Source organism: Pseudomonas sp. 86_A (assembly GCF_017491705.1).
In the GTDB taxonomy this organism is placed as follows: Bacteria; Pseudomonadota; Gammaproteobacteria; order Pseudomonadales; family Pseudomonadaceae; genus Aquipseudomonas; species Aquipseudomonas koreensis.
In genome coordinates this window covers 179,402-194,450 of the sequence record NZ_JAFGYS010000015.1, presented here as the reverse complement: position 1 = coordinate 194,450, position 15,049 = coordinate 179,402, and the positions used below count along the sequence as shown (strand labels likewise).

18 protein-coding genes are annotated in these 15,049 nt (G+C 61.6%); 11 read left to right on the top strand and 7 right to left on the bottom strand.

What is annotated here, in order from left to right:
- Positions 1-41: 41 nt before the first annotated feature.
- The gene (locus tag J5M57_RS22985; RefSeq protein WP_207847059.1) at positions 42-239 is read right to left on the bottom strand and encodes a hypothetical protein; all 198 of its coding nucleotides are present in this window, start codon (positions 237-239) and stop codon (positions 42-44) included.
- Between the two features lie 21 nt (positions 240-260).
- On the opposite strand from J5M57_RS22985, the gene J5M57_RS22980 reads away from it, so the two are divergent.
- The 4 genes from J5M57_RS22980 to J5M57_RS22965 are packed head-to-tail and all read left to right on the top strand — an operon-like array spanning position 261 to position 2,704.
- On the top strand, positions 261-566 hold the full coding sequence (locus tag J5M57_RS22980) for a DUF2282 domain-containing protein (RefSeq protein ID WP_064586348.1): 306 nt from the start codon (positions 261-263) through the stop codon (positions 564-566).
- Positions 567-591: 25 nt separating this feature from the next.
- Positions 592-1,479 (top strand): DUF692 domain-containing protein, encoded by an 888-nt coding sequence (locus J5M57_RS22975; RefSeq protein ID WP_207847060.1) that lies wholly within the window; start codon positions 592-594, stop codon positions 1,477-1,479.
- Positions 1,476-2,234 carry a DNA-binding domain-containing protein gene (locus J5M57_RS22970; RefSeq protein WP_207847062.1) on the top strand — a complete coding sequence of 253 codons (759 nt, stop codon included), beginning with the start codon at positions 1,476-1,478 and terminating at the stop codon, positions 2,232-2,234. The genes J5M57_RS22975 and J5M57_RS22970 overlap by 4 nt, the downstream gene beginning before the upstream one ends.
- Positions 2,231-2,704 carry a DoxX family protein gene (locus tag J5M57_RS22965; RefSeq protein ID WP_169841130.1) on the top strand — a complete coding sequence of 158 codons (474 nt, stop codon included), beginning with the start codon at positions 2,231-2,233 and terminating at the stop codon, positions 2,702-2,704. Before J5M57_RS22970 ends, J5M57_RS22965 begins: the two co-directional genes overlap by 4 nt.
- On the opposite strand, the gene J5M57_RS22960 is transcribed toward J5M57_RS22965, so the two are convergent.
- Entirely contained in the window at positions 2,695-3,609 is a 915-nt protein-coding gene (locus tag J5M57_RS22960; protein WP_207847072.1) for a LysR family transcriptional regulator, read from the bottom strand. The two genes, J5M57_RS22965 and J5M57_RS22960, sit on opposite strands and share 10 nt — an antisense overlap.
- A gap of 103 nt (positions 3,610-3,712) precedes the next feature.
- Here J5M57_RS22960 and J5M57_RS22955 point away from each other — a divergent pair, with 103 nt between their 5' ends.
- Positions 3,713-4,312, top strand: coding sequence for a short chain dehydrogenase (locus tag J5M57_RS22955; RefSeq protein WP_207847074.1), 600 nt, complete (start codon positions 3,713-3,715; stop codon positions 4,310-4,312).
- A 21-nt stretch (positions 4,313-4,333) separates the two neighbouring features.
- On the opposite strand, the gene J5M57_RS22950 is transcribed toward J5M57_RS22955, so the two are convergent.
- Positions 4,334-5,443 (bottom strand): acyltransferase, encoded by a 1,110-nt coding sequence (locus J5M57_RS22950; protein WP_207847076.1) that lies wholly within the window; start codon positions 5,441-5,443, stop codon positions 4,334-4,336.
- A gap of 144 nt (positions 5,444-5,587) precedes the next feature.
- Between J5M57_RS22950 and J5M57_RS22945 the strand changes: the two genes are divergently transcribed.
- Both J5M57_RS22945 and J5M57_RS22940 read left to right on the top strand, forming a co-directional pair.
- Complete coding sequence (locus J5M57_RS22945; RefSeq protein WP_064586342.1) at positions 5,588-6,241, top strand: hypothetical protein; 654 nt, start codon at positions 5,588-5,590, stop codon at positions 6,239-6,241.
- Positions 6,242-6,338: 97 nt separating this feature from the next.
- Positions 6,339-7,952 carry an NAD(P)/FAD-dependent oxidoreductase gene (locus J5M57_RS22940; RefSeq protein ID WP_207847077.1) on the top strand — a complete coding sequence of 538 codons (1,614 nt, stop codon included), beginning with the start codon at positions 6,339-6,341 and terminating at the stop codon, positions 7,950-7,952.
- A 90-nt stretch (positions 7,953-8,042) separates the two neighbouring features.
- Here J5M57_RS22940 and J5M57_RS22935 read toward each other — a convergent pair whose 3' ends face one another.
- A complete protein-coding gene (locus J5M57_RS22935; protein ID WP_169841134.1) occupies positions 8,043-9,143 on the bottom strand; it encodes a PLP-dependent cysteine synthase family protein in 1,101 nt (366 codons plus the stop codon).
- A gap of 191 nt (positions 9,144-9,334) precedes the next feature.
- Here J5M57_RS22935 and nhaA point away from each other — a divergent pair, with 191 nt between their 5' ends.
- From nhaA to J5M57_RS22920, 3 genes are all read left to right on the top strand, one after another.
- Positions 9,335-10,522, top strand: a complete 1,188-nt coding sequence (gene nhaA, locus J5M57_RS22930; RefSeq protein ID WP_207847078.1) for a Na+/H+ antiporter NhaA — start codon at positions 9,335-9,337, stop codon at positions 10,520-10,522.
- 304 nt (positions 10,523-10,826) lie between these two features.
- Positions 10,827-12,020, top strand: coding sequence for an S-type pyocin domain-containing protein (locus J5M57_RS22925; RefSeq protein WP_207847083.1), 1,194 nt, complete (start codon positions 10,827-10,829; stop codon positions 12,018-12,020).
- Positions 12,021-12,031: 11 nt separating this feature from the next.
- Positions 12,032-12,283: a pyocin S6 family toxin immunity protein gene (locus J5M57_RS22920; RefSeq protein ID WP_064586336.1), complete on the top strand. Its 252-nt coding sequence runs from the start codon at positions 12,032-12,034 to the stop codon at positions 12,281-12,283.
- 74 nt (positions 12,284-12,357) lie between these two features.
- Here J5M57_RS22920 and J5M57_RS22915 read toward each other — a convergent pair whose 3' ends face one another.
- A complete protein-coding gene (locus J5M57_RS22915; RefSeq protein ID WP_007969461.1) occupies positions 12,358-12,822 on the bottom strand; it encodes a glycine zipper 2TM domain-containing protein in 465 nt (154 codons plus the stop codon).
- 167 nt (positions 12,823-12,989) lie between these two features.
- Between J5M57_RS22915 and J5M57_RS22910 the strand changes: the two genes are divergently transcribed.
- Positions 12,990-13,226 (top strand): hypothetical protein, encoded by a 237-nt coding sequence (locus J5M57_RS22910; RefSeq protein WP_207847085.1) that lies wholly within the window; start codon positions 12,990-12,992, stop codon positions 13,224-13,226.
- A 5-nt stretch (positions 13,227-13,231) separates the two neighbouring features.
- On the opposite strand, the gene pdxH is transcribed toward J5M57_RS22910, so the two are convergent.
- Together pdxH and J5M57_RS22900 are read right to left on the bottom strand one after the other, a co-directional pair.
- A complete protein-coding gene (pdxH, locus tag J5M57_RS22905) occupies positions 13,232-13,879 on the bottom strand; it encodes a pyridoxamine 5'-phosphate oxidase (protein ID WP_207847095.1) in 648 nt (215 codons plus the stop codon).
- A gap of 24 nt (positions 13,880-13,903) precedes the next feature.
- A complete protein-coding gene (locus J5M57_RS22900; RefSeq protein WP_207847097.1) occupies positions 13,904-15,022 on the bottom strand; it encodes an OmpA family protein in 1,119 nt (372 codons plus the stop codon).
- Positions 15,023-15,049: the final 27 nt, after the last annotated feature.

Sequence of the window (15,049 nt, the reverse complement as noted above, 5' to 3'; positions counted from 1 at the left end):
CGTTGAACAAGAAAACGGCCTTCGGGCCGTTTTTTTTTACCTCACACATTCCCCTGCAGGAGCTGCCGCAGGCTGCGATCTTTTGCCATTGCCTTTTCAAGCAAGATCAAAAGATCGCAGCCTGCGGCAGCTCCTACACGGTTTTGCATTTTTTCTGAAAAATTTCGGCTGCGCTGTAACGCATCGTCATGAGCGTTCTCTAGTGGGGTAAGCAAGCGCACTTCGCTTGCAAAACCCAAGCTCAAATCTGGAGAAACATCATGACTGCTACCACCCGCACCCTGTCCGCTACCGCCCTGGTTCTGGCCCTTGGCTCTGCCCTGAGCATGGCCGCCGTGTCGACCGTCCACGCCGCTGATGCCGACATGGAGAAATGCTTTGGCGTGGCCATGAAAGGTCACAACGATTGCGCTGCGGGCGCAGGCACCACGTGTGCCGGCACCGCGAAAACGGACTACCAGCCAAACGCCTGGAAACTCGTGCCAAAAGGCACCTGCGCCACCACCGAGAGCAAGACCTCTCCGACCGGTTTCGGTCAGATGGAAGCGTTCAAAGCCAAGTCCTGATCCACGGCCTGCCTGAGTGACGATCATGTTCACCCTCGACGAACCTGTCCCACCCCGCACTCAGGCAGCCCTCCCCGGGCTCCCGCCCCGTGCCGGGCTGGGGCTCAAGACCGGGCACTTTACTGAAGTGCTCGGTTCACTGCCGGACCTCGGTTTCTTCGAAGTCCACGCCGAAAACTACATGGTGGACGGCGGTCCGTTTCATCAGTTTCTCGGTTTGATCCGCGAGCAGTATCCGCTGTCGCTGCACGGCGTCGGGCTGTCCATCGGGGCCGAAGGGCCACTGGACATTCAGCACCTGCAACGCCTGAAGAACCTGATCGAGCGCTATCAACCACACTCCTTTTCCGAACACCTGGCCTGGTCGAGCCACGGCCCGGTGTTCCTCAATGACTTGCTGCCGCTGGCCTATGACACGCCGACCCTGAACCGGGTCTGCGAACACATCGATCAGGTGCAGACCACCCTGAAACGCCCGATGCTGCTGGAAAATCCGGCGACCTATCTGGGGTTCCAGCGCTCCACCCTCGATGAGCCGGACTTCATCGCCGAAGTGGTGCGGCGCAGCGGCTGCGGCCTGTTGCTGGACGTGAATAACGTCTACGTCTCGTGCATCAATCATCAGCGCGATCCACTGACCTATCTCGACGCCCTGCCACTGCACGCCGTGGGCGAGATTCACCTGGCCGGATTTGCCGAAGACAGTGACAGCCTCGGCGACCGCTTGCTGATCGACGATCACGGTGCGCCGGTCGATCAGGCGGTCTGGACCTTGTACCGGCAAGCGCTGCAGCGCACTGGCGCGGTGGCGACCCTGATCGAGCGCGACAATCAGGTGCCGGCCTTCAACGTGTTGCTGGCCGAGGCGCGGCAGGCCGACGACATACTGCTAGGCGCGGGAGCACGGCCATGAGCACTCAAGCGGCTTTTGCTGCGGCCCTGCTCGACCCACAACGGCCCTGCCCCGAAGGTTTGTGCAGCGCCAATGGCGCCGACCCGGCCAGTCGATTTTCGGTGTACCGCAACAATGTGCAGGGGTCGCTGATCAATGCCTTGGCAGACAGTTACCCGGTGGTGCAGCAATTGGTCGGTGAGGCGTTCTTCCGCGCCATGGCCGCTGTGTTCGTACAACAGCAGCCACCCGACAGCCCGTTGATGAGCCGTTACGGCGACGCCCTGCCAGCCTTCATCGACGCCTTCGAACCGGCGGCGAGCGTGCCGTATCTGGCCGACGTGGCACGTCTGGAACGCCTGCGTACCCGCGCCTACCACGCCGCCGATGCGTTGCCGGTGCGCCCTGAACGGATCACCGAAGCGCTGGCCAATCCCGATGGGCTGAGCCACCTGCGCTTCACGCTTCATCCGTCCCTGCATCTACTGGATTCACACCACGCTGTGGTCGCGATCTGGGCCGCACATCAAGGGGACGCAACGCTGGCCGGCATCGACATCCACCACGGGCAGCACGCCCTGGTGCTGCGCAATGGCCTCGACGTCGAGGTGTTTGCCCTCGAACCCGGCGCCAGCGTGTTTCTGCGCCACCTGCTCGATGACCAGCCGCTGCTGGCGGCCGCCCAAAACAGTCCGCCATTCGACCTCAGCCACACCCTCGCGCTGCTGATTGCGCACAACGCCATCGTTGACCTGAACGACAAGGAATCGCCATGAACAACCTCATCGCCCGCGCCATCACGCTGCTGGAGAAAATCCCCCACAGCCTGATCGCCTTCATCGCACGTTTTTCGATTGCCGCGGTGTTCTGGAAGTCCGGGCAGACCAAGGTCGAAGGCCTGGCCATCGACCTGATCGACGGCACCTTTCAACTCGGCTGGCCACGCCTGGCGGACTCGACCATTCCTCTGTTCAAAAGCGAGTACCACGTGCCGTTGCTGTCACCGGAAATCGCCGCGCACATGGCGGCGTTCGCCGAACACTTCTTCCCGGTGCTGATCCTGATCGGCTTCGCCACACGGTTTTCCGCACTGGCGCTGCTGGGCATGACCCTGACCATTCAACTGTTCGTCTACCCGGATGCGTATCCGACCCACGGCACCTGGGCAGCGGTGCTGTTGTACCTGATGGCGACCGGGCCGGGGAAATTGTCGATCGATCACCTGATCGCCCGACGTTATCGCTGAAGTCGATCCAGCGCCTCGCCGCTGCGCTTGAACCAGCCGATCAGATAATCCGCCAGCACCTGCGTGCGTTTGGGCAAGCCGCCCTGATACGGATGCACCAGGTACATCGGCATGCGCCGGGTCTGAAAGTCGCGCAGCAGCCAGCGCAAACGGCCGTCAGCCAGTTCCGCCTGCAACAAATATGACGGCAGGCGGGCGATGCCGGCGCCGGCCAGGGCGGCTTTCTTCAGCAGGTTGTAGTGGTTGCTGGCGAACGGGCCGCAGACCCGCACCCTGAGCAGTTCGTGCTGTTGGTGATACAGCCACTCTTCGCGACCGCTGTAGTGGCTGTTGAGCAGGCACCGGTGTTCGGCCAGCTCCTGCGGGGTCAGCGGCTCGCCAAACTGTTCAAGATAGGCCGGGCTGGCGCAGGTCATTTCCTGCCACGCCAGCAAGGGTTTGGCCACCAGGCGTTCGTCATTGGCCACCTCGGTGCGAATCGCTAGATCGAAGCCATCCCGAGACAGATCCCGATAGTGGTTGTTCAGCTCCAGCTCGATCTGCACCTTGGGGTATTTTTGTGAAAACTCCAGCAGCAATCCGTCGAAGAAGGTTTCCCCCAGCGACACCGGCACCGTCATCCGTACCGGTCCGGCCATATCATCCTTCAGCCGCGCCAGCGCCTGACGCGCGCGCTCCACCTGCAACACCAGCGCCTGGGCTTGGGGCAACAATGCAGCGCCCGCCGCGGTCAGGCTCAAGCGGCGGGTGGTGCGTTGCAGCAATACCACGGAAAACTGCGCTTCCAACTGGCTGATGCGCTTGGACAACTGGCCCTTGCTGCAGCCCAATTGCTGCGCCGCCAAAGTGAAACTGCCCGCCTCGATCAACACCGCAAACGCCGCCAGATCATCCATTTCACTCATGGATTGTTTCCATTTGAAAACCAAAGGTTGCCTATTAGTGCGCTTATCCGCAGAAAAAACCACTCTAGACTGAAACCTCGTTCAACCCATTGAGGAACAGCCCATGAAGATTCTGTTGATCGGTGCCGCCGGCACCATTGGTTCGGCCGTGGACAAAGAACTGAGCCAGCGCCACGAAGTGATTCGCATCGGTCGCAGCAGCGGCGACTTCCGGGTCGACATCAGCGACAGCGATTCGATTCGCCAGCTGTTCGAGCAAACCGGCAAGTTCGACGCGCTGGTCTGTGCAGCCGGCAACGTGACCTTCGCCCCACTGGGTGAGATGAACGCCGACAGCTTCGCCCTGGGCCTGCAAGACAAGCTGATGGGCCAGGTCAACCTGCTGCTGATCGGCCGCGAATACGCCAACGACGGCGCCTCGTTCACCTTCACCACCGGCGTGCTCAGCCACGATCCGATCCGCTCCGGCGCCTCGGCGGCACTGGTCAACGGCGCACTGGACAGCTTCGTGAAAGCCGCCGCCATCGAACTGCCGCGCGGTCTGCGGGTAAACTCGATCAGCCCGACGGTGCTGCTGGAAGCCATGGGCAGCTACGCCCCGTACTTCCGTGGCTACAAACCGGTTCCGGCGGCGGATGTGGCGCTGGCCTACGCGAAAAGTGTCGAAGGTCTGCAAACAGGGCAGACCTTTCACGTAGGCTGAATGCCTCGTAGGCAGGGGGCATCAACGGGCCATCGCGGCAACCTTGTTGTGTCCCCCTGTACGTCGGCGTATCCAACGTTGCACGGGGCGCTCAAACACGTAGTGACACAACAGGCTGCTACCGATCAGCACCGCAAAAAACAACAGCAGGCTCCACGGCTGATAAAAAACGGCGCGTCCAGGCAGAAATTTATCGGCCAACAGCGCCGCGACAATTTGCAAGGGAAAGTGCAGCAAATAGGCGGCGAAACTGATGTCCCCCAGCCAGGACACACGGCGCGCCAGCGGCTGCAACCATGGGTGGCAAGCGGCGACGGCAACAATGGTCAATGGAAACAGCACGGCAAACCTGACCAACGGTGATTGCGCCGCATCGTCGCCACACCACCACCACCAGCCAGCCCCGCAGGCCAGTACCAGGCCGGCAGCGACCCAGCGCACATCAAAGCGCCGCAACAGCCAGTCCGCAGCGATGTAACCCAGGCCGCCACAGAAAAACCCGAACACCCCGAGACTGATTTTGTACTGCGCCGGAAACACCCACAGGCTCACGGCAATCAACAACGCACTGAGTAGCAGCGGCGCCGGCGAGTAACGCCACAGCAGGAAAAACCCTGCGTACAGCAACACCTCCACCGATATCGACCATGCCGGGCCGTTGAACGACCAGCCTTGCTCCAATCCCCACGCGGGTGCCAGAAACACATTGAGCAGCGCGTGCCAGGCATCATTGAACGGATACACGAACGCATTCCCCGTGTGCGCACTATAGATTTTCTGCAACAGGGCGACCGCCAGGAACGTCACCAGATGCAGTGGATAGATCCGGCTGAAACGCTCCATGAAAAACTGTTTGCCGCTGATCTCCCGTTGCGCCAGTCCTTGGGAAAACAGCCAGAAGAAGATAAACCCCGAAAGACTGAAAAACAGCGAGACCGCATCGCCGCCGTGGCGATAGAACAATGAAAACAGGCTATACAGCGGTTGGTCTTCACGCTGCAAAGGGCCGGGCAGTGCGCCCTGGAAAAAGAAGTGCTGCCAATGCCAGAAAACCACCGCCAACGCCGCAATACCGCGCAGTGCGTCCAGCGCATACAGCCGTTCAGGGAACACCGAAGGGTTTTGTTTCATGCTCAATGAATCCACGCCCACACAGGTGCGCCACTATGCTGGCGGACAACGGGCAACTCAATAGCGCCTCCCGACCTGGCACTCAAGTCTTGTGATCAACGGTCAGCCTGCGTAACGTGGCGGCACTTGTCTGGAGAGCCGAAGATGCGTGTTGCCCGTTCATTGATCGTTGTTGCCCTGCTGCCGTTGTTCGCCGCCTGCCAATTGCTCGATGGCCCGCGGCAAAGTGCTTCCCACGTCGGGCAGAGCCGGATGCAGGGGCAGTTGACGGCGGCTGACGGCAGACTGGTGTTCCAGCCGTGTGGCGAACAGCGTCAGTACGTGGTCAACGACATCGGCGGCACCAGCGTGCTGCAAGAGGCCGCGACCCTTGCCGATCAGCAGGGCAAGCTGTTTGCCGACGTGCGCGGGAAGATCGCCGGCGACCGCCTCGACCTCGCCCAGTTGTACCGCGTCGAGCGCTCCGGCACCGCGTGCGATGACCCGAACTTCAAGCTATTGATCCTGCGTGCCGCCGGCCACGGTCCGGAGTGGAACGTCAAAGTCAGCGGCAAGGGCATGGTCATCGACCGTGAAGGCCAGCCGGCGCTGGCCGTGCCTTATGTCGAAGAACAACTGGGCGATGGTCGCTTCAACCTGAGCAGCGAAGCCAACAACCAGCGCATCGAGTTGTGGGTCGCGCCGCAACGCTGCGTCGACAGCAGCACCGGCAGCGTGCAGCACATGAGCGCCGAGCTGCGCATCGACGGCAAGGTCGAGCGTGGTTGCGGGTATTTCGGCGGATCGCGCAACGACTGAGCGTTTTAGCCTCACCGGATCCGGCCTTTGCGGCTTATAATCGCGGCCTTCAAACGCCCTGGCGCAGTTGTGCGCCCCGCGAATCCGGATCCTCGCCATGTTACGAATCACCGAACTCAAGCTGCCAATCGACCATCCCGAAGAAGACCTGCGTGCTGCCATCGTGCAGCGCCTGGGCATCGCCAGCGATAATCTGCTCGATTTCACCTTGTTCAAGCGCAGCTACGACGCGCGCAAAAAGTCCTCCGAACTGTGCTTCATCTACACCATCGACCTCAACGTACGCGACGAGGCCAAGGTGCTGGGCAAGTTCGCCGACGACCGTAACGTCAACGTGGCGCCGGATGTCAGCTACAAATTCGTCGGTCAGGCGCCGAGCGACCTGAGCCAGCGCCCGATCGTGGTCGGTTTCGGCCCGTGCGGGATTTTCGCCGGCCTGCTGCTGGCACAGATGGGCTTCAAGCCGATCATCCTCGAACGCGGCACCGAAGTGCGTCAGCGCACCAAGGACACCTGGGGCCTGTGGCGTAAAAGCGTGCTCAACCCCGAGTCCAACGTGCAGTTCGGCGAAGGCGGCGCGGGCACGTTCTCCGACGGCAAGCTGTACAGCCAGATCAAGGATCCGAAGTTCCTTGGCCGTAAAGTCCTGCACGAATTCGTCAAGGCCGGCGCGCCGGAAGAAATCCTCTACGTCAGCAAACCGCACATCGGTACGTTCCGTCTGACCGGCATGGTCGAGACCATGCGTGAAGAAATCCGCGCTCTGGGCGGTGAAGTGCGTTTCCAGGAGCGCGTCACTGACGTGCTGATCGACGACGGCCAACTGGTCGGCGTGCAACTGGCGAGCGGCGAAACCCTGCATTCGAAACACGTGGTCCTGGCCCTCGGCCACAGTGCCCGTGACACCTTCCGCATGCTCCACAGCCGTGGCGTGTTCATGGAAGCCAAGCCGTTCTCGGTGGGTTTCCGCATCGAACACCCGCAATCGCTGATCGACCGTGCGCGCCTGGGCAAGTACGCCGGCCACCCCAAGCTGGGCGCCGCCGACTACAAACTGGTGCACCACGCCAAGAACGGCCGTTCGGTCTACAGCTTCTGCATGTGCCCGGGCGGCACCGTGGTGGCGGCGACTTCCGAGCCGAACCGCGTGGTCACCAACGGCATGAGCCAATACTCGCGTAACGAGCGTAACGCCAACTCCGGGATCGTCGTCGGCATCACCCCGGAAGTCGACTACCCGGGCGGCCCGCTGGCCGGCATCGAGTTGCAGGAGCGCCTGGAATCCCACGCGTTCATCCTCGGCGGCAGCGACTACAAGGCCCCGGCACAACTGGTGGGCGACTTCATCAACGACATTCCTTCGACCGAACTGGGCGAAGTCGAGCCGTCGTACAAACCGGGCGTGGCCCTGGGCGACTTGGCCCTGGCGCTGCCGGACTTTGCCATCGAAGCGATTCGTGAAGCATTGCCGGCGTTCGAGAAGCAGATTCGCGGTTACTCGCTGCATGACGCGGTGTTGACCGGGATCGAAACCCGCACCTCGTCACCGCTGCGCATCACGCGTAATGAGTCGCTGCAGAGCATGAACGTCAAAGGCTTGTTCCCGGCCGGCGAAGGCGCGGGTTATGCCGGCGGGATTCTGTCGGCGGGTGTGGACGGGATTCGCATCGCGGAAGCTGTGGCACGCGACATTCTGGGGATTGAGGCTTAATTCTCAAGATCAAAAGATCGCAGCCTGCGGCAGCTCCTACAGGAATGTACTCCCCTGTAGGAGCTGCCGCAGGCTGCGATCTTTTTGCTTTTAGATATTGGCGCGCAACACTGAAGTCGGCAGCGCCTCACCGCGCTCGGCACTCGCCGCCACCGCCGCGATCAACCCCTCCAGCTCATAGCCTTGCGCCTTCAGCCAGGCCTGATCGTAATAAGTGTCGGCATAGCGTTCGCCGCCATCGCACAGAATCGCCACGATCGACCCCGACTCCCCCGCCGCTTGCATCTGCTGCGCCGCCATCAGCGCGCCGATCAGATTGGTGCCGCTCGACCCGCCGACATGCCGCCCCAGGCGCTGCGCCAGGTAATGCATGGCCGCCAGCGACAAGGCGTCCGGCACCTTGACCATCGCATCGATCACTTTGGGCAGGAACGACGCTTCCACCCGTGGCCGGCCAATGCCTTCGATCCGCGAACCGCAGTCCAGACGCAGGCTGGCGTCGCCGGTCTGGTAGTAATCGAAAAACACCGAACGCTCGGCATCGGCGCACAGCACCCGCGTGCAATGCTGGCGATAGCGCACGTAACGGCCGAGGGTCGCGGTGGTGCCGCCGGTGCCCGGGCTGGAAATCAGCCAGCTCGGCTCCGGGTGTTTCTCGAAACGCATCTGCTGGAAGATCGACTCGGCGATGTTGTTGTTCGCCCGCCAGTCGGTGGCCCGCTCGGCGTAGGTGAACTGATCGATGAAGTGGCCGCCATGCTCGCGGGCCAGACGCTCGGATTCGGCGTAAATCTGCGTCGGATCCTTTACCAGATGGCTCTGGCCGCCGTAGAAGGCGATCTGCGCGATCTTCTCTTTGGAGGTGGTTGCCGGCATCACCGCAATGAACGGCAGGCCAAGCATGCGCGCGAAATACGCCTCGGAAATCGCCGTCGAACCGCTGGACGCCTCGATCACCGGCGCACCGGGTTTGAGCCAGCCGTTACACAACGCGTACAGGAACAGCGAGCGCGCCAGGCGATGCTTGAGGCTGCCGGTGGGGTGACTGGACTCGTCCTTGAAGTACAACTCGATGCCCGCAAAACCCGGCAGCGGCAAGGGGATCAGGTGGGTGTCGGCGCTGCGCTGGAAGTCCGCTTCGATGATGCGGATGGCTTCGCGGGCCCACTGTCGGTTGTCGCTCATGGTCATGCTCTCGTTGAATCGGGCAGGAATGGCCTCGTCACAGGCTCGGTCACCCAGCATAGGAAAAAACCTACAAGGCTCACAGATACAGCTGAGGCCCAATATATCCGCCAACTGCTAGGCTCTGTGCAAGTGTTACCCGTTACAGGTGTTGTGCGCGGGTGTCAGTCCTTTGCGAATGTTGATGGAGAGCGACCTTGCCGCTGCGTAGAACCTTCACGCGTTTCTTTCAGCTGGAAGCGGCCAGTGGCCTGCTGTTGATCGCCGCAGCCCTCCTCGCCCTGATCATTAACAACTCACCGCTGTCGTGGCTGTACACCGGGCTGCTCGACACCCCCGTTGTCGCGCAGATCGGGGCGTTGAAGATCGCCAAGCCGCTGCTGTTGTGGATCAACGACGGGCTGATGGCGCTGTTCTTCCTGCTGATCGGCCTGGAGGTGAAGCGCGAAGTGCTCGACGGGCAGCTGTCGAAACCGTCGCAGATCGTCTTGCCGGGCGCCGCAGCGATTGGCGGCATGGTCGTGCCGGCATTGCTTTACTGGTGGCTCAATCGGGACAACCCGCCAGCCCTCGACGGCTGGGCGATTCCCACCGCCACTGACATCGCTTTCGCTCTCGGTGTACTCGCGCTGCTGGGTAACCGGGTGCCGGTGTCGCTGAAACTGTTCCTGATGACCCTGGCGATCATCGACGACCTCGGCGCCATCGTGATCATTGCGGTCTTCTATTCCGGCGAGCTCTCGACCCTGTCGCTGGGGCTGGCGGCGGCGTGCATCGCGGCGCTGGTGGCGATGAACCGGCTCGGGGTGGTCAAGCTTGGGCCCTACATGATCATCGGTTTGATCCTGTGGGTGTGCGTGCTCAAGAGCGGCGTCCACGCGACGCTGGCCGGGGTCACGCTGGCGTTCTGCATTCCGCTGCGCACCCGCAATGCCGAGCCTTCGCCGCTACTGACCCTCGAACACGCGCTGCACCCGTGGGTCGCGTACGGCATCTTGCCGCTGTTCGCCTTCGCCAACGCTGGCCTGTCGCTGAGCGGCGTCACCGTCGAAAGCTTCACCCATCACGTCCCCATGGGCATCGCCGTCGGCCTGCTGCTGGGCAAGACCGTCGGCGTGTTCGGCCTGACCTGGCTGGCGGTGAAAATCGGCATCGCCGCCCTGCCCCAGGGCGCCAATTGGGGTCAGGTGCTGGGCGTGGCGATCCTCTGCGGCATCGGTTTCACCATGAGCCTGTTTGTCGGCTCGCTGGCCTTTGAACCGGGCGTGAGCGACTACGCCGGGATGGACCGGATGGGCATCCTGACCGGTTCGATTCTGGCGGCGTTAATCGGGTATGCGGTGACGGCGGCGGCGAGTCGCCATAACGTACATTCACCTGCATAGGACCTGTGAATGGGCTCGTTGTGGCGAGGGAGCTTGCTCCCGCTGGGCTGCGCAGCAGACCCGGGATATCGGGATCGCTTCGCGCTCCTGCGGGAGCAAGCTCCCTCGCCACAAGTCCAGGCTCGTCTGAAAACCAGCGAACAATCCCGGGGATAAATCCCCTCACCACAAGCCGGCTTATCTGACAGATAGCGACTAATCCCCACCTCAATAGCGACGCGTCCTACAGCCACCATCTGCCTGCTTCGTTAACGTCGCACAGCCCTCTCGAAGGGCTGTCGATGGATGAACGAAAGGACGCTTTGTGGCTCGCAACAAGGACATTCCCCGGGTTCCCAACCCACCGGCGGGCGACGGGCATCACGTCACCTACCGCTATATGACGGCCACTGAACTGGCCAAGCGCGAGGCCAGACAGAACGCTTACGAGGCCATGCTGGCGCGGCAGGAGGCTTTCGAGCGCAGTCGAGAGGTTGCGGCGAAAAAGCCTGATCCCGTACGCGCCGGGTGCGTGTTCGCCAAGTCCTGCAAGTTGCCGGACGCGATCATTGATTATTCGAATCCTTCGGGGATGGTGCCGACCGACAGCCTCAAGGATTACGGCGAGCTGATCCTGCTTGGCGCTCGCGAAAGCGATGAAAACGGCGGCGTTGCCCTGAAGAAAATCGGCGCCACGGCGATTCCCGCCGGGCTGGGCAGTTTCGCATTGGTCGGCGCCGCGTTCGAGGCGCTACCCGCGATTGCCGCCGGAACGGCAACCGCTACCTTGGCAGGACTGGTTGCGCTGCTCATGCCTTCCAGCCTCGGCGACAGCGCCCTCTACAGCGATGAGCAACTGCGCAGCCTCAAACAGGCCCGCACCCGCGTTCGCCTGCGCATCGAACAACAGGCCGACGGCAATCTGCGGGGCTACGGCTTTTACACCGGCAGCAACCGTGATTGGGAAATGGTCGATGTCGTGCAGTTCAGCACGCGCGGTAGTCAGTTCATTGCAGACCTGGGTGAAGGCATCGAACTGATCTGGACGCCCGCCGTGGACGGCTCCGACATCCTCGGCATCCCCGCGCTGGAAGCCGCTCCGCAGGCACCGCACATCTGGGTGTATCCACCGACCAAAGCGGCTGACGGAATTCTGGTGAATCCGGTTTATCCGCCGGAGTATCGGGATTTCATTCTGGTGTTTCCGGCGGATTCAGGGGTTAAGCCGGTTTACATCGTGCTCAGTCGAGCTCGCGACCATGCCTACTACGACCACCCAAAGACGCTACCTGCGTTTCCTGATGCGGTCAGAGTGAAGTCCAAGTCATCGGTTCAGGGTGGAGGAAAGCGGCGAGCACGCTGGGTAGACCGCAAAGGTCGGATCTATGAATGGGATTACAAAAGCAATGCTGTAGAAAAATACGACAAACTGGGAACCACTCATCTGGGTGAGTTCAATCATATTACTGGTGAACAAACCGGGCCCGCCGAGCCGGATAGAAGAACCTCTAGAAATTAAGGGACTAAAACATGCGTTACCTATCAATAACCGGGTTTTACCCTGACGAAATCCAAGACAGCTCGCTACAGTTTGAAATGGATATCAACGGTAGCGAAATGAATGAAAAGGTTGCACAGCTCATTGAATCCAAGCCGCTTAACGAACTGGAGCCTGGAGAGTTGTTATTGAGCCGGGATCAAGTAAGCGCATTGGAAGTCCTTCTGAACGTCAGCTTCCCGAAGGGTCTGGAGTATTTCATGGGCACCTGTGCGCAGCACTGATCAGGCGAAGTGAAACAAACAAAAAACCCCGACCAGTCACCTGATCGGGGTTTTTCTTTACCGCTCGTTGCCGCTTAGTGCGAAACGCGGCTGGTGCCACCGACGGTGGAGATGCGCACGCGCTCACCGACACGGAATACTTCGTTTTCCTGAACCTGTTGCACGTAGGCGCGCATGCTGCCGTCGTCTTCGCGTACGGTGATTTCCACGCCTTGGGTGCGGGTCAGGCCTTCTTCAGTCGCGGAACCGATCAGACCACCGGCCACAGCACCGATGACCGCCGCGACGATGCTGCCCTTGCCGCCACCGATGGCGCTGCCGCCGACACCGCCGACCACTGCGCCTGCAGCGCCGCCGATCGGGGTCTTGGTGCCTTCGATTTTCACCGGACGCAGGGATTCGATGGTGCCCATGCGAATCGTCTGCACACGACGCGCTTCGTCACGGGAGTAGGAGTCACCGGTCAGGCTCGACTGGCAGCCGGTCAGCAACATCGCCATCGTGGAAAAGGAAGCAACCAGCAGAACAGACTTACGCATAGCATCAACTCCAAAAGAACATGTATTCATTAAACCCCGCTGCTTGACGCCTGTCACGACACAGCCTGGATAAACTTGATTTTATTCAGGCCCGGTACAGGCACCTGCAGACCCACCCAACAGTAGCGCCAAATCGCCCAACCTGCCCTGCCGAGCCAAGGATTTTCATGGATTACTTGATCATTTTCGTCACCACCGTCGCCGGTCTGTACTTCCACGGGTGGCTGTACGTGCGGATCAGACGCTGGATGGATCGTGACCTCGCGCTGTCCCTGGCGGGCAAGGATGAGGGCAAGCGCGCCTTCATTCTCGAACAACTGGCTCATGCCCGGGCGCAGAAAATCAAGCGTCGGGACTTGCCGAAGTGGCTTGAGGCCACTGCGGCAGGCTATCACGCTCGGTAGACTGCTTAAGGCGCCAGACGTTCAAGAATCCAGCTCGCGCCCTGCAAACGGTAGTTCAGGCGATCGTGCAGGCGGCTCGGACGGCCTTGCCAGAACTCGATGCGCTCCGGCAGCAAACGATAACCGCCCCAGTGTTCCGGGCAGTCGGGCTGGGTGTCGCTGAAGCGCTGTTCAGTCGCCTTGAGCAGATCCTCCAGCTCGCCACGGCCGTTGATCACCCGGCTCTGCGGTGAGGCCCAGGCCCCGAGCCGGCTGCCCAGCGGACGCACCTGATAATACGCGTCGGACTCTTCAGGCGTGACCTTCTGCACACGCCCTTCGATGCGCACCTGACGTTCCAGGCTCGGCCAGAAGAAGGTCATGGCGGCAAACGGGTTGGCCGCCAGCTGCTGGCCCTTGGCGCTGTCGTAGTTGGTGAAGAAGGTGAAGCCCTGCGCGTCCAGGCCCTTGAGCAGCAGAATGCGGCAATGCGGTCGACCGTCCGCATCGACCGTGGCCAGGGTCATGGCGTTGGCCTCCACCGGCGCCTGTTCGGTTTTCACCGCGTCGGCAAACCATTGGTGGAACAGCGCAAACGGTTCGCCCGGGGCTTGCGCCTCGGTCAGACCGTCCCGGGTGTAATCACGACGCATATCTGCCAGAGCCTGGGTCATGGCGCATTCCTTTTCGTTAGCGGATCACTGCTTGGCAGTATCGGTGGCGGCCACTTTCTTGTCAGCCGTTGCTGCTTTGGCCGGAGCGGTTTTCTTGGCAGGAGCTTTCGCCGGAGCCTTGGTTGCCGCCTTCTTCGCAGGTGCCTTGGCCGCCGCTTTCTTCGCTGGCGCCTTTTTGCTCGCAGGCACCGCAGCTTTCGCCGCCGCTGGCGCCGGGGTCACCGGCTTGGCCGCAGGCTTGACGTCCTGGGCGGCAATCATCGTGGTCGGTGCCGGCGCCGGCATGTTGTACTTGCTCAGCAGGGCCACCATGGTGTTCTGCGGGGTCACCAGCAACTCCACGCGACGGTTCAGGGCACGGCCTTCGGCGCTGTCGTTGGCGGCACGCGGGGCATCGCCGCCCATGCCGCGAAGCATCAGGCGATCTCGCTGCAGGCCGCTCAGGCGGAAGATCGCCGCCACGGACTGGGCGCGCTCCTGGCTGAGTTTGACGTTGGCCGGTGCAGCACCGGTGTTGTCGCTGTGACCGAGCACCAATACTGCGGTTTTCGGATCAGCTTCGAGGATTTTCGCAACATTGGTGAACGGGCTGAGGGTCACCGGTAGCAACATGGCCGGACGCTTCGGGTTGAACGAGCCTTCCACCGGCGCAATCACCACCAGCACGTTGTCCCGGCGTTCGAGTTGCAGGTTGCTGTCCTTGATCGCCGCACGCAGGCGCGGTTCGTAGTCATCCAGCCAGGCTTGGGTAACTTTCGGGTCAGGCATCGGCACTGCTTTAGCAGTGGACTGATCCTTGCCGCCGAACGGCCACCACCACTTGCTGCCAGTGTCGGCATCGGCCTTGGCAACCGCGACCGGTTTGGCTTCAGGTTTTACTTCAGGCTTCACCTCAGCCTTGGCCGCCGCATCATCGGAACCGCCAAACGGCCAGTACCAGTGGCTGCTGCTTTCAGTCTTGGCCACGGGTGCCGTGGCGGCAGGTTTGAGCGGGGCTGGAGCCGGTGCCGGCTCTTTGGCCGCCACTTTGTCGGAAGACCCGAACGGCCACCAACTGCTGCCGTCCGCATCGTTTTTAGGAGTCTGTGCACAACCGGTAATCGCAACGCACAGGGCCAGGGCGAGAGTTTTTTTGGATGACATTGAAAATCCACAAAGTGAAGTAATGAA